Source organism: Halomonas sp. S3-1-1, from assembly GCF_023757625.1.
In the GTDB taxonomy this organism is placed as follows: domain Bacteria; phylum Pseudomonadota; class Gammaproteobacteria; order Pseudomonadales; family Halomonadaceae; genus Vreelandella.
Map to the genome: position 1 here is coordinate 49,686 of NZ_JALGBZ010000008.1, position 24,778 is coordinate 74,463.

General features: G+C 54.9%; 21 protein-coding genes. 17 read left to right on the forward strand and 4 right to left on the reverse strand.

Annotated features, from left to right (window positions below):
• Nucleotides 1–47 precede the first annotated feature (47 nt).
• Nucleotides 48–1,010: a LysR family transcriptional regulator gene (locus tag MQW23_RS18220; protein WP_252109643.1), complete on the reverse strand. Its 963-nt coding sequence runs from the start codon at nucleotides 1,008–1,010 to the stop codon at nucleotides 48–50.
• A 147-nt stretch (nucleotides 1,011–1,157) separates the two neighbouring features.
• On the opposite strand from MQW23_RS18220, the gene MQW23_RS18225 reads away from it, so the two are divergent.
• Complete coding sequence (locus MQW23_RS18225) at nucleotides 1,158–2,216, forward strand: SDR family oxidoreductase (protein WP_252109644.1); 1,059 nt, start codon at nucleotides 1,158–1,160, stop codon at nucleotides 2,214–2,216.
• Between the two features lie 138 nt (nucleotides 2,217–2,354).
• On the opposite strand, the gene MQW23_RS18230 is transcribed toward MQW23_RS18225, so the two are convergent.
• The 3 genes from MQW23_RS18230 to MQW23_RS18240 form a co-directional block, all read right to left on the reverse strand.
• Nucleotides 2,355–4,415 carry a YjbH domain-containing protein gene (locus MQW23_RS18230; protein ID WP_252109645.1) on the reverse strand — a complete coding sequence of 687 codons (2,061 nt, stop codon included), beginning with the start codon at nucleotides 4,413–4,415 and terminating at the stop codon, nucleotides 2,355–2,357.
• Nucleotides 4,416–4,474: 59 nt separating this feature from the next.
• Nucleotides 4,475–5,305, reverse strand: a complete 831-nt coding sequence (locus MQW23_RS18235; protein WP_252109646.1) for a capsule biosynthesis GfcC family protein — start codon at nucleotides 5,303–5,305, stop codon at nucleotides 4,475–4,477.
• A 65-nt stretch (nucleotides 5,306–5,370) separates the two neighbouring features.
• A complete protein-coding gene (locus MQW23_RS18240; RefSeq protein ID WP_252109647.1) occupies nucleotides 5,371–6,174 on the reverse strand; it encodes a hypothetical protein in 804 nt (267 codons plus the stop codon).
• 105 nt (nucleotides 6,175–6,279) lie between these two features.
• Here MQW23_RS18240 and MQW23_RS18245 point away from each other — a divergent pair, with 105 nt between their 5' ends.
• The 16 genes from MQW23_RS18245 (at nucleotide 6,280) to galE (ending at nucleotide 24,585) form a co-directional block, all read left to right on the forward strand.
• Entirely contained in the window at nucleotides 6,280–6,597 is a 318-nt protein-coding gene (locus MQW23_RS18245) for a hypothetical protein (RefSeq protein ID WP_252109648.1), read from the forward strand.
• Nucleotides 6,598–7,253: 656 nt separating this feature from the next.
• Nucleotides 7,254–8,402: a polysaccharide export protein gene (locus tag MQW23_RS18250; RefSeq protein ID WP_264297504.1), complete on the forward strand. Its 1,149-nt coding sequence runs from the start codon at nucleotides 7,254–7,256 to the stop codon at nucleotides 8,400–8,402.
• 50 nt (nucleotides 8,403–8,452) lie between these two features.
• Nucleotides 8,453–8,893, forward strand: a complete 441-nt coding sequence (locus tag MQW23_RS18255) for a low molecular weight protein-tyrosine-phosphatase (protein WP_252109650.1) — start codon at nucleotides 8,453–8,455, stop codon at nucleotides 8,891–8,893.
• Between the two features lie 38 nt (nucleotides 8,894–8,931).
• Nucleotides 8,932–11,163, forward strand: coding sequence for a polysaccharide biosynthesis tyrosine autokinase (locus MQW23_RS18260; protein WP_252109651.1), 2,232 nt, complete (start codon nucleotides 8,932–8,934; stop codon nucleotides 11,161–11,163).
• A 314-nt stretch (nucleotides 11,164–11,477) separates the two neighbouring features.
• On the forward strand, nucleotides 11,478–12,806 hold the full coding sequence (locus tag MQW23_RS18265) for a lipopolysaccharide biosynthesis protein (RefSeq protein WP_252109652.1): 1,329 nt from the start codon (nucleotides 11,478–11,480) through the stop codon (nucleotides 12,804–12,806).
• Entirely contained in the window at nucleotides 12,790–13,869 is a 1,080-nt protein-coding gene (locus tag MQW23_RS18270; protein WP_252109653.1) for a polysaccharide pyruvyl transferase family protein, read from the forward strand. The genes MQW23_RS18265 and MQW23_RS18270 overlap by 17 nt, the downstream gene beginning before the upstream one ends.
• On the forward strand, nucleotides 13,866–14,876 hold the full coding sequence (locus tag MQW23_RS18275) for a glycosyltransferase family 2 protein (protein ID WP_252109654.1): 1,011 nt from the start codon (nucleotides 13,866–13,868) through the stop codon (nucleotides 14,874–14,876). Before MQW23_RS18270 ends, MQW23_RS18275 begins: the two co-directional genes overlap by 4 nt.
• Before the next feature lie 106 nt (nucleotides 14,877–14,982).
• On the forward strand, nucleotides 14,983–16,704 hold the full coding sequence (locus MQW23_RS18280) for a hypothetical protein (protein WP_252109655.1): 1,722 nt from the start codon (nucleotides 14,983–14,985) through the stop codon (nucleotides 16,702–16,704).
• Nucleotides 16,704–17,801, forward strand: coding sequence for a glycosyltransferase family 1 protein (locus tag MQW23_RS18285; protein WP_252109656.1), 1,098 nt, complete (start codon nucleotides 16,704–16,706; stop codon nucleotides 17,799–17,801). The genes MQW23_RS18280 and MQW23_RS18285 overlap by 1 nt, the downstream gene beginning before the upstream one ends.
• Nucleotides 17,798–18,862: an EpsG family protein gene (locus MQW23_RS18290; protein ID WP_252109657.1), complete on the forward strand. Its 1,065-nt coding sequence runs from the start codon at nucleotides 17,798–17,800 to the stop codon at nucleotides 18,860–18,862. The genes MQW23_RS18285 and MQW23_RS18290 overlap by 4 nt, the downstream gene beginning before the upstream one ends.
• A complete protein-coding gene (locus MQW23_RS18295) occupies nucleotides 18,856–19,782 on the forward strand; it encodes a glycosyltransferase family 2 protein (protein ID WP_252109658.1) in 927 nt (308 codons plus the stop codon). The genes MQW23_RS18290 and MQW23_RS18295 overlap by 7 nt, the downstream gene beginning before the upstream one ends.
• A complete protein-coding gene (locus MQW23_RS18300; protein ID WP_252109659.1) occupies nucleotides 19,779–20,912 on the forward strand; it encodes a glycosyltransferase in 1,134 nt (377 codons plus the stop codon). The genes MQW23_RS18295 and MQW23_RS18300 overlap by 4 nt, the downstream gene beginning before the upstream one ends.
• Nucleotides 20,913–21,107: 195 nt before the next feature.
• Nucleotides 21,108–21,701 carry a sugar transferase gene (locus tag MQW23_RS18305; RefSeq protein WP_252109660.1) on the forward strand — a complete coding sequence of 198 codons (594 nt, stop codon included), beginning with the start codon at nucleotides 21,108–21,110 and terminating at the stop codon, nucleotides 21,699–21,701.
• On the forward strand, nucleotides 21,698–22,321 hold the full coding sequence (locus MQW23_RS18310) for an acetyltransferase (protein WP_252109661.1): 624 nt from the start codon (nucleotides 21,698–21,700) through the stop codon (nucleotides 22,319–22,321). Before MQW23_RS18305 ends, MQW23_RS18310 begins: the two co-directional genes overlap by 4 nt.
• A gap of 45 nt (nucleotides 22,322–22,366) precedes the next feature.
• Nucleotides 22,367–23,572 (forward strand): DegT/DnrJ/EryC1/StrS family aminotransferase, encoded by a 1,206-nt coding sequence (locus MQW23_RS18315; protein ID WP_252109662.1) that lies wholly within the window; start codon nucleotides 22,367–22,369, stop codon nucleotides 23,570–23,572.
• Complete coding sequence (galE, locus tag MQW23_RS18320; protein WP_252109663.1) at nucleotides 23,569–24,585, forward strand: UDP-glucose 4-epimerase GalE; 1,017 nt, start codon at nucleotides 23,569–23,571, stop codon at nucleotides 24,583–24,585. Before MQW23_RS18315 ends, galE begins: the two co-directional genes overlap by 4 nt.
• The last annotated feature ends 193 nt before the right edge of the window (nucleotides 24,586–24,778 follow it).

A 24,778-nucleotide genomic window follows, 5' to 3' on the forward strand; every position in this document is an offset into this window, starting at 1 on the left:
AAACGTTAAAGAGAGGCGCCAGCCTCTCTTTTTTTATGGTGGCGTCTTTATCGTTGATCGTATGGCGGTGTTTCGTCAGCTATGCGCTCCTGCCAGCGATCCCAGGGCGGTACGTCGCCCAGCTCTTCGAACAGGTGCTCCAGAAAGGCGCTAACCTTGGGCGCGGTCAGGCGTCGCTGGCCGTACAGGACGTGGATGTCGCGCCGGGTAGGGGCCACTTCGCCACGCCACGCTTGCAGCACGGGAATCAGCGCTCGACGGGCGAGCTCGTCGGCGATCAGCCAGGTGGGGAACATCACCAGCCCCTGGCCCATCAGCGCCGCTTGCAGCAGGCTCTCGGCGCTATTGCTGTAAAGCGAGCCTTCGACCTTGCAGATTAGAGGGCTGCTGGCCTCCGGTTGCTCGAAGTACCAGCGCTGGCGCCCCATTTCACCCTGGTAGAGCAGGCAGTCGTGCTGGCAAAGCGCTTCGGGCGTCTGCGGCGCGCCGTGGCGTTCAAGGTAGGCAGGGGCGGCGGCCACCACGTAGTTCATGGGCGCCAAGCGCCTTGCCACCAGCGTGGTGTCCGAAAGCTCGCCGACCCGAAAGGTAATGTCGATACTCTCCTTGACCGGGTCGGTCAGCTGATCGGTCAGCATCAGCTGTGCCTTGATGGCGGGGTAGCGGCGCTGAAAACGGTGTAGGATCGGCACGATCTGGCGCTGGCCGAAGGCGACCGGCGCATTGATGCGCAAAAGCCCGGAAGGCTCGCTGCCCGGCGCCTGCAGCGCCTCCGTTGCCAAGTCGAGCTGACCAAGGATTTCGCGGATATCGCGGTAATAACGCTCACCGGCTTCGGTCAGGGTTACCGCCCGAGTGTGGCGGTAAAGAAGCTGCTGGCCAAGCGACTCTTCCAGCGCCGTAATTTGACGTGAGATGGACGATACCGCGCGGTGAAAGTGGTGGGCGGTCGCCGTGAAGCTGCCGGTGGCGGCAACGCGTTCGAACACGCGTAGAGCGTTGAGATCCATCGGGTTGCACCTGATGCAATAAATATTTGCGATTTTTCCAATTGTAGCAATTAACGTCTCTTACCAGAATGAATGTCATCGCTCGCCGTGAAAAGGTCACAAGGCCTCGAGAAAAGCGGGCAGTACACGTTCATCGAAGGAGGCATCATGCGTAAAGGTAATGCGCTCGTAGTAGGCGCCACCGGCATCACCGGCGGCAATCTGGCAAGCTATCTCAACGCCAGCGGCTGGACCGTTTACGGGCTGTCGCGTCGTGCGACCGAGCAAAGCGGTGTCATTCCCGTCACCGCCGATCTGCTCGACCGCGAGGCGACTGACAAGGCGCTGGCCGACCTGCCCATCACCCACGTGTTCTACTGCACCTGGATCAAGTGGGACAGCGAAAAGGAGAACGTCAAGGCTAACGGCGCCATGATGCAGAACCTGCTCGACGCCTTGCAGGACAGAAAGATCCAGCACGTCTCGCTGGTTACCGGCACCAAGCAGTACCTGGGCTCTTTCGAGAGCTATGGCAGCGGTAAGGTGGAGACGCCGTTTCGCGAGTCCGCACCGCGCGTGCCTGGTGACAACTTCTACTATGCCTTGGAAGATACGATGTTCGCCGCCGCCGAGCGCGACGGATTTAGCTGGAACGTGCACCGCCCGCACACGGTGATCGGCTATGCGGTGGGTAATGCCATGAACATGGGCACGACGCTGGCCGTTTACGCCTCAATCTGCAAGGAAACCGGCCAGCCGTTCACCTTCCCGGGTTCGCAAACCCAGTGGAACGCGCTGACCGATTTGACCGACTCGCTGGTACTGGCGCGCCAGATGGAGTGGGCGGCCACGACGCCGGGCGCGCACAACGAGGCGTTCAACACCGTCAACGGCGATATCTTCCGCTGGCGCCGGATGTGGCAGGAAATCGGCGAGTTCTTCGAGCTGGAGGTCGCCGAATGCCCCGCCACGCCGCAGCCGCTGGAAGAGCAGATGAAGGATAGCGCCGGTGTCTGGCAGCAGATCGCCGAGAAGCACGATCTGGCCGAGCCGGATGTCGCCAAGCTGGCTTCCTGGTGGCACTCCGATGCCGACCTTGGCCGCGAGCAGGAGTGCGTCAACGACGTGACCAAGATGCGCGATTTCGGCTTCGACCACTTCCGCGAAACCCGCGCCGCGTTTTTCGATCTGTTCACTCGCCTGCGGGCTGAGCGTCTCATTCCTTGAGACGTGTTTAGTGAATAAGCAAGGGGGCCTAATGGCCCCCTTTTTAGTGCGTTCATTTCCGCTTTAAGCAACGACTAATCTTGTCGGCGCTGTGCAACGAGCATCACGTATCGATCACCATATTGTCTGATCGAAAGGTTACTGCCACAGGGTGTCGTATTGCTGCCAATAGCGATCCAAGTCGCGCTCCTGGGTGATGGTGTAAAGGTCGTACCGGCGGCTCAAACGTGCGCCGCCGTCGCGGGTGAGCGGCTGCCACCTAAGCGTCGTGCTATTGCGGCTAGAGAAGGTAAAAAACGCATCCAGCGGAATGGTGAGATAGAGGCCCTTGTCGAAGCTGCCCTCGCCAAAATCATCGCCGGCATCGGTCAGGGTGCCAAAGGCGCCCAGGCGAACGCCGGAGTCGAACTCGCGGGAAAGATCCAGCGTGGCGCCAATGTCACCGGCCAGGTAACGACCCACGCTCAGTTTGGCCAGCACGTCTTCCACGCCGGTTTCCACATAGGCGTTGATGTGGCCTGTCCAAACGCTGTAATCACGTAGGTCGAATCGCTGGTCGAAGTCGCGTTGGCGCACCCAGTTGATGTCCGCGCCGAGCGCCCAGGGGGCGTCGAACTCGCGGTACAGCCACTCGGCACCGACGCCGGCGTACATCATTTCCAGTATCCCCCCATAGCCCATGGCGTATACGTTATCGCTCACCTTGGCCGTGCGCGTGTACTGCAGGTTCTCGATACCGAAGGGCGACTCCGACAGGTAATCCCCTACAAATGTACGCACCCTGGGGAGCCGAGAGTTGGCAATATATTCGTAGTTGCCCAGGTTATCCGCCACTGTCCAGGCCATGCTGCCGGAGAACCAGCCGTTGGGGTCGGTTTGATACTCGGCGCTGAGCTGGGCTTTTAGACGGTAAAGGTAGCCATCCGGGCCGCCGAAGTTTTGATCGAGCCGGGGTCCCAACTGCCAGTTGAAGCGCTGAGCCGGCGCTTGATGCAGCGTCTCGCCGGCACTATTTTCTAATCTGGCATGGGTATAAATGCCGTATCGATAGGCGTACTCATGATCGGCCGAGGTTGTTGCCTGTACGAACTGCTCACGGTCATGAACGCTTTCGCGCAGCGGCAAGCCTCGCTCCTCCCAGTCAAAGCGGAACGTTTCGATCTCGTCATCGGCCTGGGCGTTCAGGATGCGGTTCGCGCGGCCCTCGCTTTGGGCCAGAGAGCGAAAGCGCCCGGGCCTGGCGGTAACGGTTAGGCTATCGCCCTGGCGGGAGATGCGCTCCACCTGCATGCCGGCATTTTCGTTTAGTCGTTGGCTGGCCGCGGCCCAGCTTGCCTGCGGCGCGGCGTCCAGCGGCTGTGGAGGTGGGTCGTTTTTTAACTGGTCAAGCCCGTTGAGGTCGAGGTTGAAAGTGATGCCCGCCATGGCCGTATTGCCGCGCTGCCACCCGGTATGTAGCTCCACATTGTCGCTAATGGCCAAGCGCGCCCCCACGTTGAAGCGGCTATCCTGAACCTGATCATTGTCCTGAGGTTCATTGGAGTAATCGTTGCCTTCGTACTCGAGCTGCAGGATCAAGGGATCCCAGGGTGTCTGGTACTCTACACCGCCGAAAACCGCCGCGGGCCCCGCAAAGTACTGGCCGAAATTGAGCTCGCCGCCGCCTGAGCCGCTGTTGGCCGAACGATTATCGAAGCGATCCGCCAGCCAGCCAAAGGGAGAGTCGATATCGCTTGCGGCCCCCAGGTAGCCCCAGCCCAGTCCTGCGGTGAAATCGAAATTACCCCAGCGTTTACTGGCGGCCACATATTCGGCGCCAAACAGCGTGGTACCGCCTATATCGCGTGCGCCCACGGCCAGCTGTGGCCAGTAGCGGGTTTCTTCCAATAGTCTCAGTTTGGCATCGAAACCCTTATCCAGGTTGCGGTCATACAGCGGGCCTGGCCGGTTCTCAACGGAGACGTAGCGAAAACCGCCTTCGAACCAGCGGGTGGGTTGGACAAACACGTTATAGCGTCGATAGGGTTCGGTGCGGCTAGCGCTCACCGACATTTCACCTAGCGGGTTCATGCGCGCGGTGGGCGTTTGCATAATGCCCACACCGCCGAAATCGCTTTGACCATGGCCCAGCTGCCCGGCCAGGCCATCGGCGGCGGCCACGTTGGGCAAAAAGAAAGCGACCAGCGTGATGCGCGCCAATACAGGTGGTTTTGGCGCAGGTAAGTAACCGCGAAAGAAAGAGGGAGCCAAAAAGTGAACTAGGGAGCGTGCCATTGAGTACATTGATCGCCAGGGAGTTGAGCGGCCAACACGCCTGGCAGCCGCTGATTGATGATATCCGGTTCTTCCGTCGTGCCGGGAAAGGCAAACGCACCCATCAGCCCTTGCCGATTAGGCAGCTCGATGAGCAAGCGGCTGCCGGGGGCAAGAGGTGTTGCCTCGTGGTTCCAGGCCGCAATGCCTCGTCGTAATACATTGCCTTGGGGCGTTATCAGATACGCATGGTCAACGTTCTTGAACGCGTGTTCTGGCAGCGCTTTTTTAATATCGTCGATCGTCATGTTGGGTCGCCAAGCGGTTCGATTAACCCCTTGTAGACCCCAGACCTCGACCCAATCAGGAATATCGCAGACGCCCCAATAGGCCACGTTTTCCAGCAGCGGCGCCTCGCGCAGATGAGTGCCCAATGCCAGTAAGTCCAGCCGCTGAGGGCTTCGCACCGCCTCATTTTCCAAACTGCGTAGTGCTTCCTGCCACTTCAAAAGCGCCTGAGCGTAAATCGTATTACCTGTCACTTGGGCACTTATTACTAACGTGCCCAGCTCTTCGGTCAAGTAGCGCCGCTGTTGTGGTTGGCGCTGCTGGTCGGGGAGCAGGAGAGCATAGGCATGGCTCCAACTGATGGGCGTCGCCTGTTGAGAGAGTGTTTCCAGCCAAGCATCGGCCAACGTGCGCTCGCTCGGTTCGGTGGCGTGGCTCGCTTGCGTCATGCCTGACACAAGAGCGCCCGCCAGCAGCGCCTTGATCACCAGACGTTTAGCGTAAAAAAAGTGCGCTCGAGTAGTGGCGCGATCAATCGTGGTTCTCATGGTTCTCGCTTAAAGCAGCACGGGCAGTTGGACGGGGCGATGACTATCAGCGCCGTAGTGGCGAATTAGCTATCCCACCAGGGGCGAGCCACTTGCCATTTGATGTCAGGGCCACCGGGCCAGGCTAATTCATCCACTTCCCACAGCCTTTGTGTCGCGGGGTCTTTCCACCACTGAGCCCTGGTCGTTCGGCCGTTATCCCAGGTATACGTGACGTCGCAGGGCTGAAGCAGCAGCTCGGTCAACAATAGCGCACGTGCTCGAGGTGCTTTGCACGTCATATGCCCCTCAGCGCGATGAGCATGGCTGAGCCCATCGGTATCGACCCAGTGGCGTTCTATCCAGAAGCGGGGTTGCGAACGCTGCCAGGGCAGTTCGCCGGCCGCGGCAAGAGAATCAGCAGTGGCCGAGCGGTCAAGATAATAGCGCGTGGTCAACAAGTCTCCCTCTGGAGTGGACACTGCATGTAAACCACCACTTTCCAGGCTTAAAAAGCCACGTTGGTAGGGCCAGTGCGTTTGCGTACCGGTTTGAGCGCCCAATACCAGCAGGCCGCGCTGGGTAGAGCCATCGAACGCTAAAGAGGCATACGGTATCCTGTCTGCCTGAGAAGCCGTTGCCCGGCCCTTGCTCGGATCCAGTGCCACGATGGCTTGGCCTATAGGAGAACTTTCGAGCACACTACAGCCTGCTATCGCTACTAAACTGATGGCGCCCGTCACCGTCTTGAGCGCTTGCATACGGCTTTTTCTTTCGCCATTGAAAACACGAGTGAAAAACGGGGAAGCAGGACGCATAAAAGCCGCTAAAAAGCGGCTCTTGCACATCTCGATGTCGCGATTAGCCCGGCGCGATTTTATGTATTTCAAGCGTAGCCTCAGCGCGTTCCGGTCGTACCCGTTGTACCGCTGGTGCCACTCGTACCGCTGGCGCCGGATGACTCTGCGGCGATACCGGCTGCCACCTGGGAGGGCGTGCTGGTGGTCAAGGTGGTCGCACTGGTGTTCAACGCGCCAGACAAACCGCCCGGTGCGGCGCCTCCTGCCGTAACGCCTGCGCTAGCCGACGTGGTGGTTGTGCTCTGGCCGGCAGCGCTAGAGCTTGAGGCGTTGCTAGCTGGGGCAGAGCCGCCAGGCTCGACACCGCTTTCGATCGATGTTGCGCTATCAGGCGTTGTTTGCGCCGAGGCTAGCGAAGCGACGAGCACGCCTCCTGCGACCAATAAAATCAATGCTTTTTTTAACATTGCTCTATCTCCAGATAAAGTGAGTAGCCGCCATTTTGGCTTATAAAGCATGCAGGTATTGTGTTGCTCATGCGAGTATCGGAAGCCTGATCCAGTCATGAGAAGCGGCGGCCACCGATTTGGATTGAATGGTAACCCGTAAATATCCTGGAGAATAGATCCAGGCTAACATTCAAGTCTTTTATTGGTAAGTCTAAATAATGATTCATTCGTTTAAGAAAATGAAGCTCAGTATTTAATTAGAAAAATGTGTTGAACTTTAAAAAAAGCTGAATTCTTCTATAAGCTTTCTTTGCTTAAAAAAAGTTATAAGCGTTAAGTGAATATGTAATAAAAGAGTGTTATTAACCATAGCTACCATAGCTGTAGTTGAGCCTTGCCTGGAGTGAGAAAACAGTATGTTATGGCTGACAAGAAGGAAGAGTGCGGTTCAAGGCGGTTTTTGAGTCGTTTCTGTACAGACTGGAAGATTCCCACTAAACGTTTTTCATTCGTAATGCGTTATTGGTAGTGGTCAGATTGTGCAGGCTAGTCCCGCTGGAGTGATGCACCAGGTGGTGGCGCGTTTTAGAGATATAGCGGCTGGTTTAGCACAACATATTTAGGTAGCATTGCCGCTCATTTAACCGCGTATTTCAAAGTATTCAAGGTATCTGCTGGCGCCAGCCGTGCAGGTGGATTTTTTTACATCGAGTAAAACGGATGTTTCAGCCATATCTCGTCTCCCGCCCACTGCGGCGGCTATCTCTTGCTGCAGCTTACCTGAGCGCTCTTGCCGGTGTGCTGACGCTATCCGGGTGTGCGCTGGCGCCGGGGGGGCACCTTGATGCCAATACACAAGCCGCGCCCATCGATAACTTGATCGATGTTCAGCCTATTACGCCGGGGCTTTTAGCGACCATGCCGCACGCAGGCAATCGCGCCACGCCCATGCCAAGCGAGCTTCGCCAGGCAATCGATGAATGGGAGTACCGTATCGGTGCCGGCGATGTGCTGAGTATCGTCGTATACGATCATCCTGAATTGACCATTCCCGCCGGCAGCGAACGCGGGGCGGAAGAGGGCGGTAATCGAGTGCGCAGCGACGGCACTATTTTTTACCCCTTTGCCGGTCGTGTTCAGGTCGCCGGATTGACCCTGGAAGAGGTACGCGAACTGCTGACTCAGCGCCTGAGTGGCGTTATTCAAACGCCTCAAGTGGACGTCAGCGTCGCCGCTTTTCGCTCGCAGAAGGTTCAGGTAAGCGGTGCCGTTGCAAGTCCGGGTAGCGTGCCCGTCACGACCGTGCCGCTCACTGTGATCGATGCCGTGAGCCAGACAGGGGGCGCTACCGAAGACGCCAATTGGCACGAGGTATATCTGACTCGAAACGGCGTGGAGCAGCGCCTTTCTCTTTTCAGCCTGTTGCGTGAAGGTGATCAAACCCAAAACCGATTGCTGCGAGATGGCGATGTACTGCACATACCCAGCGCTGAGAGCCAAGTGGTTTCCGTCATGGGGCAGGTGAATTCGCCTGGCAATGTTCGCTTGGGTAACGAGCGTTTATCGCTTTCTGATGTGCTAGCGCAAGCGGGCGGCGTCAATGAAGTCACCGCCGAACCTTCGGGCATCTTTGTCATTCGCGGTAATGAACTGGGCAGCGACCGCTTGGCGACCGTTTATCAGTTGGATATAAGCAATGCCGCTGCCTTCGTACTGGGAAGCCGGTTTGCGATGCAGCCAAATGACGTGGTGTACGTGACCACCGCACCAATTGCCCGCTGGAACCGTGTGATCAGTCAACTCCTGCCGTCCGTTCGCTTGCCAGGCTATGCCGCAGGCAGTATTTCCGACTCACGTGATCTGCAATAAAACTCTGATATAACGTCGCCATAACGATTCGAAGCAGGATAGTCACCGCCATGTTTCAGCATATTTTAGTGGTATGTGTGGGCAACGTATGCCGTAGCCCCGTGGCGGAGGCCATGCTTCGAAAGCGCCTGCCGGGCAGGCAGTTTTCGTCTGCCGGGTTGGGCGCGCTGGTAGGTAGCCAAATCGATGCCAATGCTCGTGCCTTGGCTGAGAAGGACGGGCTCGAGATGGGTGACCATCAGGCTCGCCAGCTTACCCGAGAGATGCTCGATCGCGCCGATCTGATACTAGTCATGAGCGACCAGCAGCGTCTGGCTGTCGCAGAGCTTTCTTCAGCCGCGCTTGGCAAAACGATGCGGCTAGGACAGTGGCTTGAAAATGGTCGGGGCAAGGATATCCCTGACCCGTATCGAAAAAGTGCGGAAATATTTCAGCACGTTCATCAGCTAATGGATCAGGCCGTACAAGCCTGGGTCTCGAAGCTGGCGTAACGTCGCCCCTGAATAGCCAAAATGGATGTAGCCAAAGCATGAGTGATGTGACGGCCCAGCGCCCTGTTGGAAACGATAGTGATGAAATCGATTTAGGCCGCCTATTCGGTCTGCTGCTGGACAAAAAGTGGTGGATTGTGGGAATCACCGGGATATTCGCCGCTATTGGCGTTCTCGTGGCCTTGAGCGCAACGCCTGTTTACCAAGGGGATGCGCTGGTACAAGTCGAAAAGCGATCGTCGATCAACCCGCTGGAGGGGTTGGGCGACATGCTGGGGCCGGAGAGTGAGTCCTCGACGTCTGCCGAAGTGCAGATTTTGCAGTCGCGCATGGTGCTAGGCCAAGTGGTCGATCGCATCTCGCTCGATACCGTAGTAACACCTAATACGCTCCCCCTTATTGGCGGCTTCATTCAGCGCCGCGGTATCAATCGGCCTGACTTCATGCAGGGCCACGCAAGTGTATGGGGTAACGAGAGTATCGATGTCGGCCGACTCGAAGTGGACGATGCCTACCGTGGTATGCCCTTCACCCTGAAAGTAGAAAACGAGTCTGCCAGCGAGTACTCGCTATGGTTAAACGGCGAGCGTTTGGGTAATGGCCAGGTAGGCGAATTTAGCAGCTTCCTTGAGGGCGCCGTACAGGTGAGCGTGGTAGAGCTCTCTGCTACTCCGGGCGCTGAATTCATCTTGACCAAAGCGGTTCGCTCCAATGCTATTAACCACTTGAGAGGTAATCTGAGCGTAAGCGAGCAGGGTGGTGGTGGACGTGGCGGCAGTACCGGCATCTTCAAACTCACTTTGAAGGGTGAAAATAGGCAGGCTATTCGCCGCTCTCTTAATGCAGTTATAGAAACGTTTTTGACCCAAAACGTCGAGCGGCAATCCGCTGAGGCCGAACAGCGCCTGGCGTTTTTGGAAGAGCAGTCGCCGGAACTGCGCGAGCAGCTCAACTCCGCTGAAAACCGTCTCAACGAATACCGGGTCAACGCCGAAAGCGTGGATCTTAACAGCGAGTCTCAGGCAGCAATCAACCGTTACATCGCGTTGGAGCAAAACCTCAACGAACTGGAACTTCAGGAGGCGGAGCTGTCTCAGCGCTTCACTCCAAACCACCCGAGTTACCAAGCGCTTTTGCGCCAAAAGCGACGCCTACAAAACGATTTGGATCAGTTGGACGAGCAGGTCAGCCAGCTTCCTGAAACCCAGCAGGAGATCGTTCGTCTAACGCGCGAAGTGGAAGTGACGCAAGCCATTTACGTTAACGTGTTGAACAAAACCCAGGAACTACAGATGACCCGCGCCGGCACCGTGGGCAACGTGCGTATCATCGATGACGCCCTCGTAGGCGGTGGCCCTATTGCGCCGAGAAAATCGCTCATCGTAATGGTCGCGACACTGCTTGGGGGAATGTTGGCCGTTGGAGGAGTGCTGGCGCTGGGACTCCTTCGCCGGGGAATAGAATCCGCCGAACAGATCGAGCAAAGCGGATTGCCGGTATATGCAACGATCCCGCTATCGGAAGCGCAGCAGAAACTGGTACGTAAAGTAAAAGGTAAAAAAGATAAACGAAGCCATCAGGTCATCAGCGGCATTTTGGCCAAGCACGACCCTACCGATCTTTCCATAGAGGCGCTGCGCGGTCTTCGTACTAGCCTGCATTTCGCGATGATGGAAGCCAAAAATTCATGTTTGATGATCACCGGTTCGAGCCCCGGTATCGGTAAGAGTTTTATAGCGGTGAACCTGGCCGCCGTGTGCGCTCAGGCAGGGCAAAAGGTCCTCGTAATTGATGCGGACATGCGCAAGGGCCACATTCATCATGCATTTGGTGGGCAAAGCGCCGAAGGCCTTTCTGACGTACTTTCTGGTCGCAGTGGCTGGCAAACACAGGTGCGCGCAAGCCAGGTAGAGGGGCTGAGCTATATGTCTCGAGGCATCGCGCCGCCTAATCCCTCCGAGCTATTGATGAGCCAGCATTTCGCTCAGCTACTTAGTGAAGCCGAGCGGCAGTTTGATCTGGTGATCGTGGATACTCCGCCAGTACTGGCAGTGACCGACCCCGCCGTGGTGGGTAGTCATTGTGGTACGACCTTGTTATTGGCACGTTTTGAAATCAATACGTTGAAAGAGCTACAGCACGCAGCTCGCCGACTGGAAGCGGCAGGCGTGGTGGTGAAAGGTGCCATTTTGAATGCCATGGAGAAAAAGGCGGCCAACAGTTACGGCTATGGCTACTACCAGTACAGCTATAAATCAGTCAACGAGTAAACCCTCGCTCGAACGGCCTGGCTGGTTTGAAAGCTCAAGTCAGGCCGCTCGAGCATCAATAATGCGCCTGGTTAGCGCCCTGGGAGCTATAACGAATACTGCGGCCCTTTGGTGGGCCCGCAGTGGGAAAGCGTAGCCACGAGCAGGGTACGGTTGGAGACGCGGGATTACATCTTGGTGATTTTTGCGCAGTGGCCTATCAGGGATGTGTTTTTTCAAGATGTTGAACAAGGCTACGAGATAGTAGGTCGCTCTCCCATCAACCGGGTGTGGAAGTTTTATGAGTATTATCGACGGTATGGCGCTATTAATTGATGAATAGTCTAGCTCTGGGCAAGCTGCGCGTACGCGCGAGTAAATTCAGCAAAAGTAGTTTCGTGCGCAACGTTGTTGCCGTGGCAACGGGCATAGCAGCGGCTCAGGCCATTTCGCTTGCTTTTATGCCGTTTCTTACTCGGCTTTACGGCCCCGAGGCGTTCGGTGCGCTCGCCGCATTCACGGCAGTGATCAATATCATTTCACCCATTGCCACACTTGGCTATGCCAATGCGATCGTGATGCCGCAAACCGAGGAGGGGGCTACGGCGGTCGCTCGGCTGTCACTCATTTGTGCTTCTATCATGGCACCGGTCGCGCTTGTGATCGTTTTGCTTTTTCGCGCACCGATTGCCCACTCGTTGGGGCTGGAAGCAGCACCGTACTTGTTGTATCTGATACCCGTGGCTTTACTGTTAAGTGCACTATTGTCAGTGGCAAACCAGTCCGCTATTCGAGAGGGGCTTTTCAAGCAAAAGGCGCGCTCCTACGTAGCCAGTACGTTTTTAATGAATCTGGGGAAATTGGCCGGTGGTCTTTTAGCCCCTTACGGCTTGCTGCTGATTATTATCATGATAGGGGGCAAGGCGCTTAACTTCACCATGTTGCTTTCCCGCGTCCCCAAAAAAGGCGCTTTCGAGGTGCGCCGCTGGTTCGGACGTGCAGGTATTCGCAAGGCCGCGATCGAACAGCGTGATTTTGTGCTCTATCGCATGCCGCAAAGCATGATTAATGCAGCGTCTCTCGGACTTCCGGTGCTCGTCCTGACTTCCTTGTTCAGCGCTTCCATTGCCGGGCAATACTCCATCACCACATTGGTTCTCGGCGCGCCGATCATGCTGCTTGGGCAATCCGTGCTGGAGGTTTTTTTCCCCCGCGTCACAGAAGCCGTTCGTCGAAATCCCGCGAACGCGTTGCCGTTGATACAGCGTGCCACGCTTGGGATGGCGTGCATCGGGATTGTTCCCTTTGGTGTCATCGCTTTATGGGGGGACATCTTGCTTCCCTGGTTCTTTGGCGATGAATGGCTGCGTGCTGGTGAATACTCGCGTTGGGTTGCCTTATGGATGGCTAGCGTTTTAGCGACCCGACCCGCGGTCTCTTCAATGCCGGTATTGCGCATGCAGGGAACACTTCTCATTTATGAAGTCGCTATTACTGCTGCTCGGGTACTGTCGCTTTTCATTGGCGCCAATCTCGGGAACGACATCGTCGCAGTAGCGGTTTTTGCGCTCGTTAATGTAGCAGGATACCTGGTGCTTCTCTTACTCGTTTTGAGAAAGGCAGCGGCAATAAAACGGAGAGGCAACGATGCTTACATCACTTAAAAGTAAAATACCCTTATCGATCAAGCAAAAATTGCAAGGCGTGCTGTCTGCACGACGCATGCAGCTTCCCGACGCGCCACGCTGCTTCGTCTTTTTGGCAGCGGACTATGGAAACATAGGCGATCTTGCGATCACGGCTGCGCAACAAAACTATCTTTCGCGGCACCTGCCCAACCATCAACTCGTATCGGTGCCCATTAGCGATACACGGGCAGTGATTCGCTCGATACGCAAAAAAGCGGTCAAGGAAGACGTCGTCACGATCATCGGTGGCGGCAACATGGGGTCTTTGTATCCTGATATCGAAGCGTTGCGACAGCTGGTCATTCGTTCCTTTCCACGCAATCGGGTGGTGTGTTTCCCCCAGACGCTTGATTGGGATGACTCCGAGCAGTCTCAGCGTGCGGTCGACAGAATTGTGCGGGTATATTCGAGGCATCAAAACCTTTATCTACACGCGCGCGAAGCCGTGAGCTTTGAAAAACTCAAAAAGCTGTTTGCCGACCATAAAAAGCCGGCAGTGCGTTTTGTTCCCGATATCGTTCTCAGCGCGACGGCCGTCGATTTCGGGGTCAATAATAGTGTCGAGCCACGTGGAGCGCTGCTTTGTTTGCGAGACGATCGTGAGCGTTCGTTAAGCGATCATCAGCATCAAACGCTTTTGAAAGCTCTCACCGATGCAGGACTGGTGACCGAGGTAACCGATACCCATGCAGGTGGCTCGTGCCTTTCTTCAGAACGCTGTGCCGAATTACTGCAGGGAAAACTCAGTCAGTTTCAAAGTGCGCAGCTTGTGGTAACCGACCGCCTTCATGGCATGATCCTGGCCGCACTGGCGGGAACTCCGTGCCTGGTTTTACCCAACTCCAACCATAAGATTCGTCAAACCTGGACAGACTGGTTGCGTGATGTTCCTCAAGTACGCTTTTTAGAGCTTGGCGAGCTTTCCAATATCGACGGGATCGTTCAAGACGTTCTCGCCATCCCGCGTCGCGAGCCTGCACACCCAGTGATAGAACCCGCACATTATAACGATCTCCGTATGGCGGTTGCTGATTCATGATTTCTGACACCTCTCCACTGGTATCCATTATTGTTCCCGTTTTCAACGTTGAGTTTTATCTCTACGAATGCCTGGATTCGGTTCGTCGCCAAACCTACGGCCGCCTTGAAATCATCGTGGTAGAGGACTGCTCGACCGATGGATCGCTGGCCAAGCTCGATGCCCACCTTGAAGACGACCGCGTACGCGTGATTCAACACGACACGAATTCGGGGTTGTCGGCGGCACGAAATACCGGTATCGAAGCCGCCCAGGGTGAGTTTGTGCTGTTCGTGGATTCGGATGATGCGATCGCACCGGAACTGGTCGAGACATGCCTTGCTCGAGCGATCGAAACTGAGGCTGATGTGGTGATGTTCGATTTTGCTGTTTTCCATGACGGCGAACCGCTGCCGGGGAGCGACGGGCGTATCGATATGCATCAAGCACGCTCGCTTACCGAGGTCGAATACTTCAAACTTCCGCATTTTGCTTGGCTGAAGTTCATTCGAGCTGAGCTTCTGGATGATCCACGGTTACGGTTCCCGGTAGGGCATTACTACGAGGATTGGCCGTTTCATTGGGAACTGGGATTCTTGACCCGAAAAATCGAACGCATTCCCAATCGCTTTTATCAGTACCGGCAGCGCTCGGGTTCGATCACCGCCGCCGGGGATCGCAAGCTTTTGCACATCTTCTCGGCACACCGGCTAATTCTCGACATCGTTGAGCGCCACTCTGCCTCGGTGGGCGTTCGGCAACTACTGGCGACTAAAATTTACCGTGGCATCTGGTTTGTGGTGATGACGATTCAACATGACTTTCTGAAAGAGGCCTTGCTAGCCGCGCGCAATCACCTTGCCAGCACTCGAAAAGCGCGACAAAGCGCATCACCTGCGCCCAGGGTTAAAGTGCTGTTGGCCGCCCTTCGACTGCCTAAGCCTTTCGCCTATAGCTCTATTCGCTCCCTTCGTGCGGCGTTGTCCAGGCTTTCATCTTATCGCCGCAATGCCACGTCGTCTGCCTAGTCACCGAACGGGATATCACTGCTTTATGGCTCAGTACGTATTTATAAAATTTCGAGACCCAACTGCATCGGGGAGCGCGCTTTCTCGACTCGAGAGCATCTGTGAGATGTTGACGCCCCATTCGCTTCAGGGACGCTGTAACCACATCGTCGCCGAGTGGCCGGGTAGCTCGGGCGGCTATTACGCCATTCAAAATAGCGATAGCGTATCCGATCAAGCTGCCGGGCAACTGACCATTGGGTGGGTAGCCTCTGATGAGGATGAAGAAGCGTCAATGGAGCGTCACAGCGTGCAGGCAGACGGTTCTTACGCGGTTATTCAGGCGAATACTCAGGAAGTATCTTTTTTTACTGATCAGTTCGGCTCTCGCACGCTTTGGTACTACATGGATGACGAAATGCTCGTCGTCTCCACTTCGCAGCGAGCGATCGTTCGGTTCAAGGGCGCATTCGCTCCCAATCAAGCGGCCACCGGCTGGTTTCTTTCCTCCGGTTGCCAAGGCCCCTTCGCGGCCTGGGATGAAAAAATCGTACAGGTGAAACCTGGTCTTGAGTATGTTCTGGATGTGAGTCAATGGCAGATCGACGGTCGTCCAAAACCGGGCATTGCGTTGCCACAATCGGGTAAAGAGTCGTCTCAAAACTACCTGGACCAGTTCGAATCCCAGGTGATCGATACGATCAAAAAGATCGTGGGCTCCCATGAAGCTGGTGAGGTGTTGTTGCCTTTGTCCGGCGGTTTGGATAGCCGGCTGCTACTGGCGCTTTCACGAGAGGCCGGCGTGGCTTCCAACGTCGAGCTGGTTAACTGGGGCATCGAACAGCGAGACACGGTTTTCGATGACAAACGCGCAGCGCAGCGTATTGCCGATACCTACAGAAAACCGCTTTTGGATCGGTTTCTGCCTACGCAAGGCGGTGACTACGACGATGTGCTGGACAGATTTGTAGAAGCCTCGGAAGGCAGGATTGATCACTTTAATGCCTATACCGATGGCTTCTCCATGTGGGATGAGTTTTATCGCTCGGGTTTTCGTTGTGCGCTACGGGGAGACATTCCTTTTCCGACCGCCATCTATGCCGATCAGCTTTCTGCAAGGCAGCAACTGGGGTTTGCCACGTTCGAGGATTATGCGAACACACGGCATTTTTCAGCGCTCTTCGACCAACGCTCAGCGTCACTTGATGTCGCGTTGTTACCCGGAGAAACGCTGGTTCAATGGCGGGATCGCCTGTATGCCAGCTATCGCATCCCCATGGTGGTTTCGGCATTCACCGATCTAGTGAGTGGCCATGTTGAAAATTACTCTCCCATGATGAGCTGGTCGTTGTTCAAGGCGTACGTTGCGCTTCCCGACCATGCCAAGGGGGATAAAAAACACATTAGAACGCTGTGGAGAAAGCACGATCATAGCGGCGTGCCGTCGCATGCCGAGGGGTCTCTAGCGTCTCCGGTTTCGTTTTTTCAAAACACAACCGGACGTCGATTCATGAATGACTACCTGACGACGCTTCGCCAGAGTCAGCGCTTTCCCACCCCGGTGCTGGATATGGCATCCGCACCCTCCGAAGAGAACGATCAACAGACCCCCACACGATCAGCTAAATTGTTGCGAACGGGGCGTAGCTGGGTCTCCAGACACTTGCCGCGAAGCCTCAAAGCTTATCTCAAGGCCAAGCGACCTTATAGGCTATCGCCACAAACATTGGCTTACCGTTTGGTTCTCGTGGATAAAATTTTAAACATGTATGAGGCCGACGCAAAACAGGGAGCTGTCCAGCGCCCGAACGCTCAGGGAACCGCTCATTTGGCTCAGGGAAAATCGTGATGGCGTTAGCACGTGTACTGCATGTCGTCGGCCGCATGGACCGTGCGGGGGCAGAAACCATGGTGATGAACCTGTACCGTGAAATCGACCGCAGCCGGTTTCAGTTCGATTTCGTCTACTTCACCGATGAGCGCTGCGATTACGATGACGAAATAGAAGAGCTGGGCGGACGTATTCATCGAATCAACGCGACTAACCCAGTCTCCCGCTTTTGGAAACTCTATCGTTTGCTATGCAGCGGTGTCTGGAAGACGGTCCATTCACATACGCTTTTCAGCAGTGGCCTGCACTTGATGGCTGCTCGTATGGCCGGTGTACCTTGCCGGGTCGCACACTCTCACAATACGCAAGATGCCAATAGCGCAAGCCGGGCTGGCCGGCTTTATCAGCGTGTAGCCAGACGCCTCATTGTCATGTCGGCCACACGTTTCGTCTCCTGTGGCAGGGCGGCCTCGAATTATTTGTTTCCCGGTAGAAAGGACGTGGTGGTTATCCCGAATGCCGTCGATATCGAGCGGTTTTCACAGGCATCCGGTATAGCGGTGCGCAACGAGCTCAAAATTAATAGCGGGGAGATAGTGATCGTGCAGGTGGGACGCTTCATGCCCGTTAAAAATCATGAGCGTTCGATTCTCATTGCGAAGGCACTAAGGCAAAAAGGAGTGGATTTTCAGTTGCTCCTGGTTGGCACTGGACCTGAACAGGACCGTATTCGGGACCTGATCCTTGAACATCGTCTTGAAAGCCACGTACAAGTGCTCGGTTTGCGAACCGATATCCCCGAATTGATGGCGGCTGCAGACGTAATGCTAATGCCATCGCTACACGAAGGCTTCCCAGTAGTATTGGTCGAGGCTCAGGCGGCGGGATTGCCAGCAGTGGTTTCCAATGCTGTCTCGCCAGAAGTGGAATTGGGCATGGACATGGTGCGTTTTGTCGAGCTTGAGGCTAGCGATGCCGATTGGGCGCAGACAATACTGTCCGCGGCGACCGCGGACCATCCTGAAAAGCATGTACGCCACAGGATTCTGGAACAGGCAGGGTTTTCATCCGCGGCGGGTGCGCGCCGGCTCGAACAGGTATATAACGCTGCATGATTGCGTATTTGCTGCTACTGATATTCGTCACTATTAACACCTGCGTATGGCGGCGCGCAGGAAGCTCCGGTGTGCGTCGGCTGGGCCTTTTTTTTACCGGCACCGCACTGGTGTTATTCGCGGGGCTGCGTAATAGGCGAGTCGGTACGGATACCGGTACTTATATACGTCATTTTTACGAAAGCGATAGCTTTGATATCGTTATTGAGCGACAGGATACCGGCTACTACCTGCTGTCCTGGATTGCCAGAACGCTCTCCGAGTCCTACTCGATGCTGCTGGTCCTGATCGCGCTCATCGTTGTCAGTTGTTATCTAACAACTATTACACGCCTGGTGAAGCGTTATGAAACCGGGGTCTACCTTTTCGTAACCTTGGGCACCTACACCTTTTTTTTCAACGGCGCGCGTCAAGGTATTGCCGCAGCGATCTGTTTTCTTGCTATTCCATTTTTACTTGAGCGGCGCCTGTGGCCCTACATAGCGTTGGTGGCATTCGCTGCGCTGTTCCATAGAACCGCTCTGATTGCGTTGCCTCTTTACTGGCTAGCTACGACACAGGTGCGCTGGCAGCGGCTGGCCATTCTCGGATTCACTACCGTGATAGCGGTCGCTTTTTTGAGCGTATTTGTTGGGTTGGCATCGGAGCTTCTTAGTGACCGATTTTCTACCTATGCAGAAGCGGGAGAGGGGGGAGGCGAAGTCACGGTGGCTTTCCTGTTCGGACAAGGTGTCATGCTCTATATCTTTAAGCGCTATGTTCCCGATCCTAACGGATGGTACGCACGGTTGCTCAATATCTACTTGATTGGTCTGGTCCCGACGCTGGCCTCGACCCTGTCGAGCGTTAATCCATCGGGAGTACTGCGACTGCATTTGTATTTTAGCTCTATGTCGATACTTTTATGGCCCATGGTGTTTCAGCAGCTTGGCACCACAACGACGCGCATTCTTTTGGCAATGGGGTTTTTGTGCGTCACCGCTATGTACTTCGTCCTAACGACGTCCACGTTTAGCAATCTTTCTCCTTACTCCTTCAATATGGATATCTTTGCATGGTAGATAAAGCGCTGCCTCCAGTATCGATAGGGCTTCCTTTTTACAATTCAGAGCAGTTTCTGCTCGATGCCATCAAGTCGGTCTTTGCACAGACTCACCAGGAGTGGGAGCTTATCCTCGTCGACGATGGTTCTACCGATAAGTCGCTCGATATCGCTCGTTCTATCGACGATCCGCGCGTTCGTGTCTACTCGGACGGAAAAAATAAAAGGCTGGCAACCAGACTGAATGAAATCAATTCTCTAGCGAAATACGATATTGTCGCAAGAATGGATGCAGACGATCTCATGGATACGGATCGTATCCGAAAGCAGCTCGAATGTTTAACGGAACACCCTGAGCTTGATCTGGTGGGAACGGGCGTATGTTCATTGACCGATGACGGGGAGCCTGTCGGTATTCGCTGTGTTTCTCCAAACCACCATATAACAGAAAAGGCGCTTTTAGCGGGGCAGGCGGGTATCGTTCATGCATCGATTCTCGGGCGTAAAGAGTGGTTTATGCGAAACCGATACCGAGAAGATCTCCCCAAGTCGCAGGATACCAATCTATGGATACGCTCATTTTCGCAAGATGATTTAAACATCGCTATCATTCCCGAGCCTCTTTATTACTATCGGGAGGATGGCAATGTCACCGCCAATAAGTTATTGCTTGCCTATCGGGTAGGGCGTATCTCAATACGTGAAGATGCCAAGGGGCGGTTTACGAACAGGGTGCGTACTAAAGGGCTAATGGCACTGTATGCCAAGTCAAGCGCTGTGACGTTGCTGAACTGGTTGGGAAAGATGGACGTCATTCGGCGCCGGCGAAATCAGCAGGGCATTGAAGCAGCAGAAAAAGCGAAAGTTCTGGGTGAAATTCAGACCGTTCAAGCGTTGCAACTTCCTGTCAATCAAGCGCACATGGCCGAAAAATCATGAAGCGTCTCTGTTTGGTGGTGACGGACGCGATATCATTTAACGTACTGTATCGTGGGCAGCTCGAACATTTGAAGGCGCAAGGCTTTCAGCTCACGCTTTTATGCGGCGGGTCCGCCGATGAAATCGAGCTGCTTCGGCGGCGTGACGTTGGGAAGGTCGTGCCTATCAAAATGGTGCGCCCTCCGCGGATAGGAGCAGATTTGGCCGCTCTGCTCCAACTGCTGTTTCATTTTTTACGCTTTCGTTACGACATGGTTCTCGTGGCCACTCCCAAAGCAATTCTGCTTGGCTCGATAACGGCCTGGTTGACGCGTCAATCTCGACGCGTGGTGTTTTTCAAAGGCCGGGTATATGAGAATTTTTCGGGTTTTTCCCGATCGCTGTATTTAACCTTCGATCGTATCGCCGTATTTTGCGCCCACGAGGTGCTTTTCGTATCGCGCTCCTTGATGGCCGAGTACCGCCATGCCGGCGATTTTTTCACCCGCAAGGGGTGCGTCCTGGGTGGCGGCTCCAGCAACGGTGTAAATGCTGATCATTTTGATCCGGAAAACGTTAGTAATGATACATTGCAGGAACTAAAAAAATCGCTCGGCATTGAGCCAGATGCGTTCGTTGTGCTCACGGTTGGCCGCATCTCGATGGAGAAAGGGCTGGCCGAAATGGAGGCGTTAACAAAACGCGCCGCGCAGTCGAACGAGAATATCCGCTTTGTGATGGTCGGGCCCATTGAGGCGGGCTGTGAGTCAGTGTTAACGCGTATCCAAACGATCGGTAATGTGAGCCATGTAGGATTCACAGACGATGTTTCTGCGTATTTTGCCATCGCGAACGTACATCTGTTTCTTACGCACCGAGAAGGGTTTGGCAACGTCGCAATCGAAGCGGCGGCCATGGGCGTCCCTACGGTTGGTTTCGATGTGGTAGGCGTGCGCGATAGCGTTGCAGAGGGCGTAAGCGGAGTGCGTGTTCCTTTTGGTGACGTTGAAGCTGTTTGGCAACATATCGAGCGCATGCGGCTTAATCCAAAAGAGACCGAGCAAATTTACTCGAACGCACGGCAGTGGGCATTGGAAAACTTCGACCAGCATCGCGTTTGGGAGTTGTTTGAACGCTACTGTTTGCGTTGATCCGGGGCCCTCGTTCGGCTGATCAGTGGCTTTGCAAGCGAAAAGACGTGTGGCATCAAATCACTATCTTTGGAACCGTTTTAAAAGCCCTAACCTTGCTCGATTTCGTTCGGACCGTGTTACGCAGGGCGACGCTCGAAACGAATAGCCGCGTTGGCGAATTATCATCTTCATTTATATACGTTGGGTTTACCAATGAAACGACTGTTTGATTTCCTCGTGTCTCTGCTCGCCCTGAGCTTGCTTTCTCCCGTGCTTTTGGTGGTGGCGTTGCTGGTTCGTGGCAAGCTGGGTTCCCCCGTTCTGTTTCGCCAGATTCGTCCGGGCCTCCATGGAAAACCGTTTGAGATGGTTAAATTCCGTACCATGAAAGATGCGTATGATGCTCAGGGTCACCCGCTACCGGATGATCTGCGCCTGACTCGTTTTGGTAATTTTCTACGTGCCACTAGTCTGGACGAGCTGCCGGAGCTTTGGAATGTGCTCAAGGGCGATATGAGTCTGGTCGGTCCTCGGCCGCTTTTAATGGAGTATTTGCCGCTTTACAGCGCCGAGCAATACCGGCGTCATGAAGCGCGACCCGGCGTAACCGGTTGGGCACAGATTAACGGCCGTAATGCTATTTCCTGGGACGACAAGTTCAAGCTGGACGTGTGGTATGTAGACAACCACTCTCTTTGGCTCGATTTGAAAATTCTGATGCTTACTGTGAAAAAGGTGCTGGTGAGAGATGGCATCAGCGCAGAAGGTGAAGCGACCATGACCAAATTCACGGGAAGTGGCAAATGAAGCGCTTGGCCATTTTGGGCGCCAGCGGCCACGGTAAAGTCGTTGCGGAGACGGCGTCCCTATGCGGCTGGCAGCACATACTCTTCTTCGATGATGCCTGGCCGAGCTTGCAAAGTAACGGTCTTTGGCCCGTTATTGGCGATACCCGGGCATTATTGGAGCAGTTGCACGATTTCGATGGCGTCATCGTAGGTATCGGCAATAATCACGTGCGGTTGAAAAAAACGCGAGACCTCAAGGCCCTCGATGCTCCCTTGATAACGCTCGTCCACCCCTCGGCTTATGTCAGTAGCACTGTGGCGTTGGGTGCAGGTAGCGTCATATTTGCAGGAGCCGTCATACAAATCGATAGCCGTGTGGGCGAGGCGTGCGTGGTCAACACGCGAGCCAGTATTGATCACGACTGCCTCCTGCACGACGGCTCACACGTGTGCCCTAGTGCTTCATTAGCCGGCGCTGTCACGGTTGGCGAAGCCAGCTGGATAGGCATTGGCGCAAGCGTGATACAGCTGTTGAATATTGGCCATAACGTTACCGTAGGAGCAGGGGCCGTCGTTGTCTCTGATATTTCAAATGGCCAAACGGTAATTGGCGTGCCTGCCCGACCCGTGATTCGATGAGTCGCTCTTCCCCTTCATTCAATTATTTTAAAATCAGGTGATCGCATGCTAAGTGGCCCTTTTTCTCCATGGCCCTCCTTTTCCGAGGAAGAGTCTCAAGCGGTGCAGCGTGTCCTGCTCTCCAACCGTGTTAACTACTGGACAGGCCAGGAAGGTCGTCAGTTCGAACGTGAGTTCGCTCAGTTTGCCAACTGTGGATACGCGATTGCAGTTTCCAATGGCACGACAGCCCTGGATTTGGCGTTAAAGGGATTAAGTATTGGTGAGGGAGAAGGGCGAGGTAAGGATGAGGTAATTACCACATCGCGTACTTTCCTGGCGACGGCTTCAAGTATCGTTACAGCGGGCGCGGTTCCAGTTTTTGCCGACGTAGACCATGCTTCACAGAATGTTACAGCGATGTCCATCGCCGAAAAGATCACGCCCAATACACGCGCGATCATCGCCGTTCATTTGGCAGGCTGGCCCTGTGACATGGAGTCCATCATGGCCTTGGCTAACGAGCACGGTTTGCACGTTATCGAGGATTGCGCCCAGGCTCATGGCGCCACGTTCAAAGGCCAGAGCGTCGGTAGCTTTGGCCACGTCGGCTGCTGGTCGTTTTGTCAGGATAAAATCATGACGACCGGTGGTGAAGGCGGCATGGTCACCACCAACGAAGAAGCGCTTTGGCGAAAAATGTGGGCCTATAAGGATCACGGTAAAAGTTGGGAAGCGGTTTACGAACGTGAGCACCCGCCCGGCTTTCGTTGGCTACATGAAAGCTTTGGAACCAACTGGCGGCTGCCGGAAATGCAATCCGCTATCGGCCGTATCCAACTGACCCGCATGCCGGAGTGGAAAGCGGCTCGCCAAGCCAATGCCAAGCGGATCTGGCAATCCGCTAGTGAGTCCGATGGGCTACGCGTGCCTTTGGTGCCCGAGTATATCGAGCACGCCGCCTACAAATGCTACGTATTCGTCGAACCCTCTCAACTCCAACAGGATTGGGACCGTGATCGCATCATGAATGAAATCGTGGATCGCGGCGTGCCATGCTTTTCCGGTTCCTGCTCTGAAGTCTATTTGGAAAAGGCGTTCGACGGCACGGGCTGGCGGCCTGAAGAACCGCTAACTGTCGCCAGGGAACTGGGTGAAACCAGCTTGATGTTTTTGTGCCACCCTACGTTGACGGACAGGGAAATTCAAAAAACCTGTGACACGATTAGCGAAGTAATGAGCCTTGCCACTCAAAAGGGAGCCAACCCATGACTATCCTTGTAACCGGTGGGGCGGGATATATTGGTTCGCACACAGCGTTGGCTCTCCTCGAAGCTGGGTACTCTGTCGTCGTACTGGATAATCTTGCCAACGCTTCACGTCAGTCACTCGCTCGAGTAGAAGCGCTCACCGAAAGTACGCTTACGTTTGTGGAGGGAGATATCCGCGATAGGGGGTTGTTGGATCGCCTGCTGAACGAGCACGAATTTAGCGCAGTCATCCATTTTGCCGGTCTCAAGGCCGTGGGCGAAAGCGTGAGTCAGCCGCTCGCCTATTACGAAAACAACGTTTCCGGAACCGTAACGCTTTGTCAGGCCATGCAGGCCGCGGGTGTTTTTAAGCTTGTATTCAGTTCGTCAGCGACGGTATACGGGGACGAGCATCCCATGCCGCTACATGAAGGGCTTCCTACCGGTAAGCCTACCAATCCGTATGGTCGATCAAAGCTCATGGTCGAAGAAGTCCTTCAGGACCTTGCACACTCTGATACGCGTTGGTCGGTCGCGCGCTTGCGTTACTTCAATCCGGTAGGTGCGCACGAAAGCGGTCAAATAGGCGAAGACCCTCAGGGGATTCCAAACAACTTATTGCCTTATGTTGCCCAGGTCGCGGTTGGGCGCCGCGACTGTTTAGCCGTTTACGGCAGTGATTACGCTACCCCGGATGGGACCGGTGTACGCGATTATATTCATGTCATGGACCTGGCAGAGGGGCATCTGTGCGCACTGAACACGTTACTGAATAACAAGAATGATTGCTATACGTGGAATCTGGGGACAGGCCAAGGATATTCGGTGTTGGAAGTTATCGATGCTTTTGAACGCGCATCGGGCGTAACTATTCCTTATCGTATTGAATCCAGGCGGCCCGGTGACGTCGCGACTTGCTGGTCGGATCCCACCTTGGCAGAGCGTGAATTGGTATGGAAAGCCAAACGTGATTTAACCACCATGATGGTCGATACCTGGCGCTGGCAACAGAGAAATCCCCAAGGGTATCGTTAATACAGCGGGTTAATAAGCGTCAAATCTGCGCTTATCATAAAGGAAGTGTCATGTACTTTTTAATAAGCCAGTGAGCGTGGAATATTTTTTGCTTTTATTATTTAGCACCATGGGTCTGCCTGGTAAAAGGTACATATCTAATAAGTCAGGGTAGGCCCTGAGAACTAGAAGTTTGTTGTGACAGGCGTGGGTT

Excerpts from the sequence above, each read along its gene's own strand:
- MQW23_RS18220 (WP_252109643.1), bottom strand. The coding sequence starts at position 1,010 with ATGGATCTCAACGCTCTACGCGTGTTCGAACGCGTTGCCGCCACCGGC.
- MQW23_RS18225 (WP_252109644.1), top strand. The coding sequence starts at position 1,158 with ATGCGTAAAGGTAATGCGCTCGTAGTAGGCGCCACCGGCATCACCGGC.
- MQW23_RS18235 (WP_252109646.1), bottom strand. The coding sequence starts at position 5,305 with ATGAGAACCACGATTGATCGCGCCACTACTCGAGCGCACTTTTTTTAC.
- MQW23_RS18250 (WP_264297504.1), top strand. The coding sequence starts at position 7,254 with ATGTTTCAGCCATATCTCGTCTCCCGCCCACTGCGGCGGCTATCTCTT.
- MQW23_RS18255 (WP_252109650.1), top strand. The coding sequence starts at position 8,453 with ATGTTTCAGCATATTTTAGTGGTATGTGTGGGCAACGTATGCCGTAGC.
- MQW23_RS18260 (WP_252109651.1), top strand. The coding sequence starts at position 8,932 with ATGAGTGATGTGACGGCCCAGCGCCCTGTTGGAAACGATAGTGATGAA.
- MQW23_RS18265 (WP_252109652.1), top strand. The coding sequence starts at position 11,478 with ATGAATAGTCTAGCTCTGGGCAAGCTGCGCGTACGCGCGAGTAAATTC.
- MQW23_RS18270 (WP_252109653.1), top strand. The coding sequence starts at position 12,790 with ATGCTTACATCACTTAAAAGTAAAATACCCTTATCGATCAAGCAAAAA.
- MQW23_RS18275 (WP_252109654.1), top strand. The coding sequence starts at position 13,866 with ATGATTTCTGACACCTCTCCACTGGTATCCATTATTGTTCCCGTTTTC.
- MQW23_RS18280 (WP_252109655.1), top strand. The coding sequence starts at position 14,983 with ATGTTGACGCCCCATTCGCTTCAGGGACGCTGTAACCACATCGTCGCC.
- MQW23_RS18285 (WP_252109656.1), top strand. The coding sequence starts at position 16,704 with ATGGCGTTAGCACGTGTACTGCATGTCGTCGGCCGCATGGACCGTGCG.
- MQW23_RS18290 (WP_252109657.1), top strand. The coding sequence starts at position 17,798 with ATGATTGCGTATTTGCTGCTACTGATATTCGTCACTATTAACACCTGC.
- MQW23_RS18295 (WP_252109658.1), top strand. The coding sequence starts at position 18,856 with ATGGTAGATAAAGCGCTGCCTCCAGTATCGATAGGGCTTCCTTTTTAC.
- MQW23_RS18300 (WP_252109659.1), top strand. The coding sequence starts at position 19,779 with ATGAAGCGTCTCTGTTTGGTGGTGACGGACGCGATATCATTTAACGTA.
- MQW23_RS18305 (WP_252109660.1), top strand. The coding sequence starts at position 21,108 with ATGAAACGACTGTTTGATTTCCTCGTGTCTCTGCTCGCCCTGAGCTTG.
- MQW23_RS18310 (WP_252109661.1), top strand. The coding sequence starts at position 21,698 with ATGAAGCGCTTGGCCATTTTGGGCGCCAGCGGCCACGGTAAAGTCGTT.
- MQW23_RS18315 (WP_252109662.1), top strand. The coding sequence starts at position 22,367 with ATGCTAAGTGGCCCTTTTTCTCCATGGCCCTCCTTTTCCGAGGAAGAG.
- galE (WP_252109663.1), top strand. The coding sequence starts at position 23,569 with ATGACTATCCTTGTAACCGGTGGGGCGGGATATATTGGTTCGCACACA.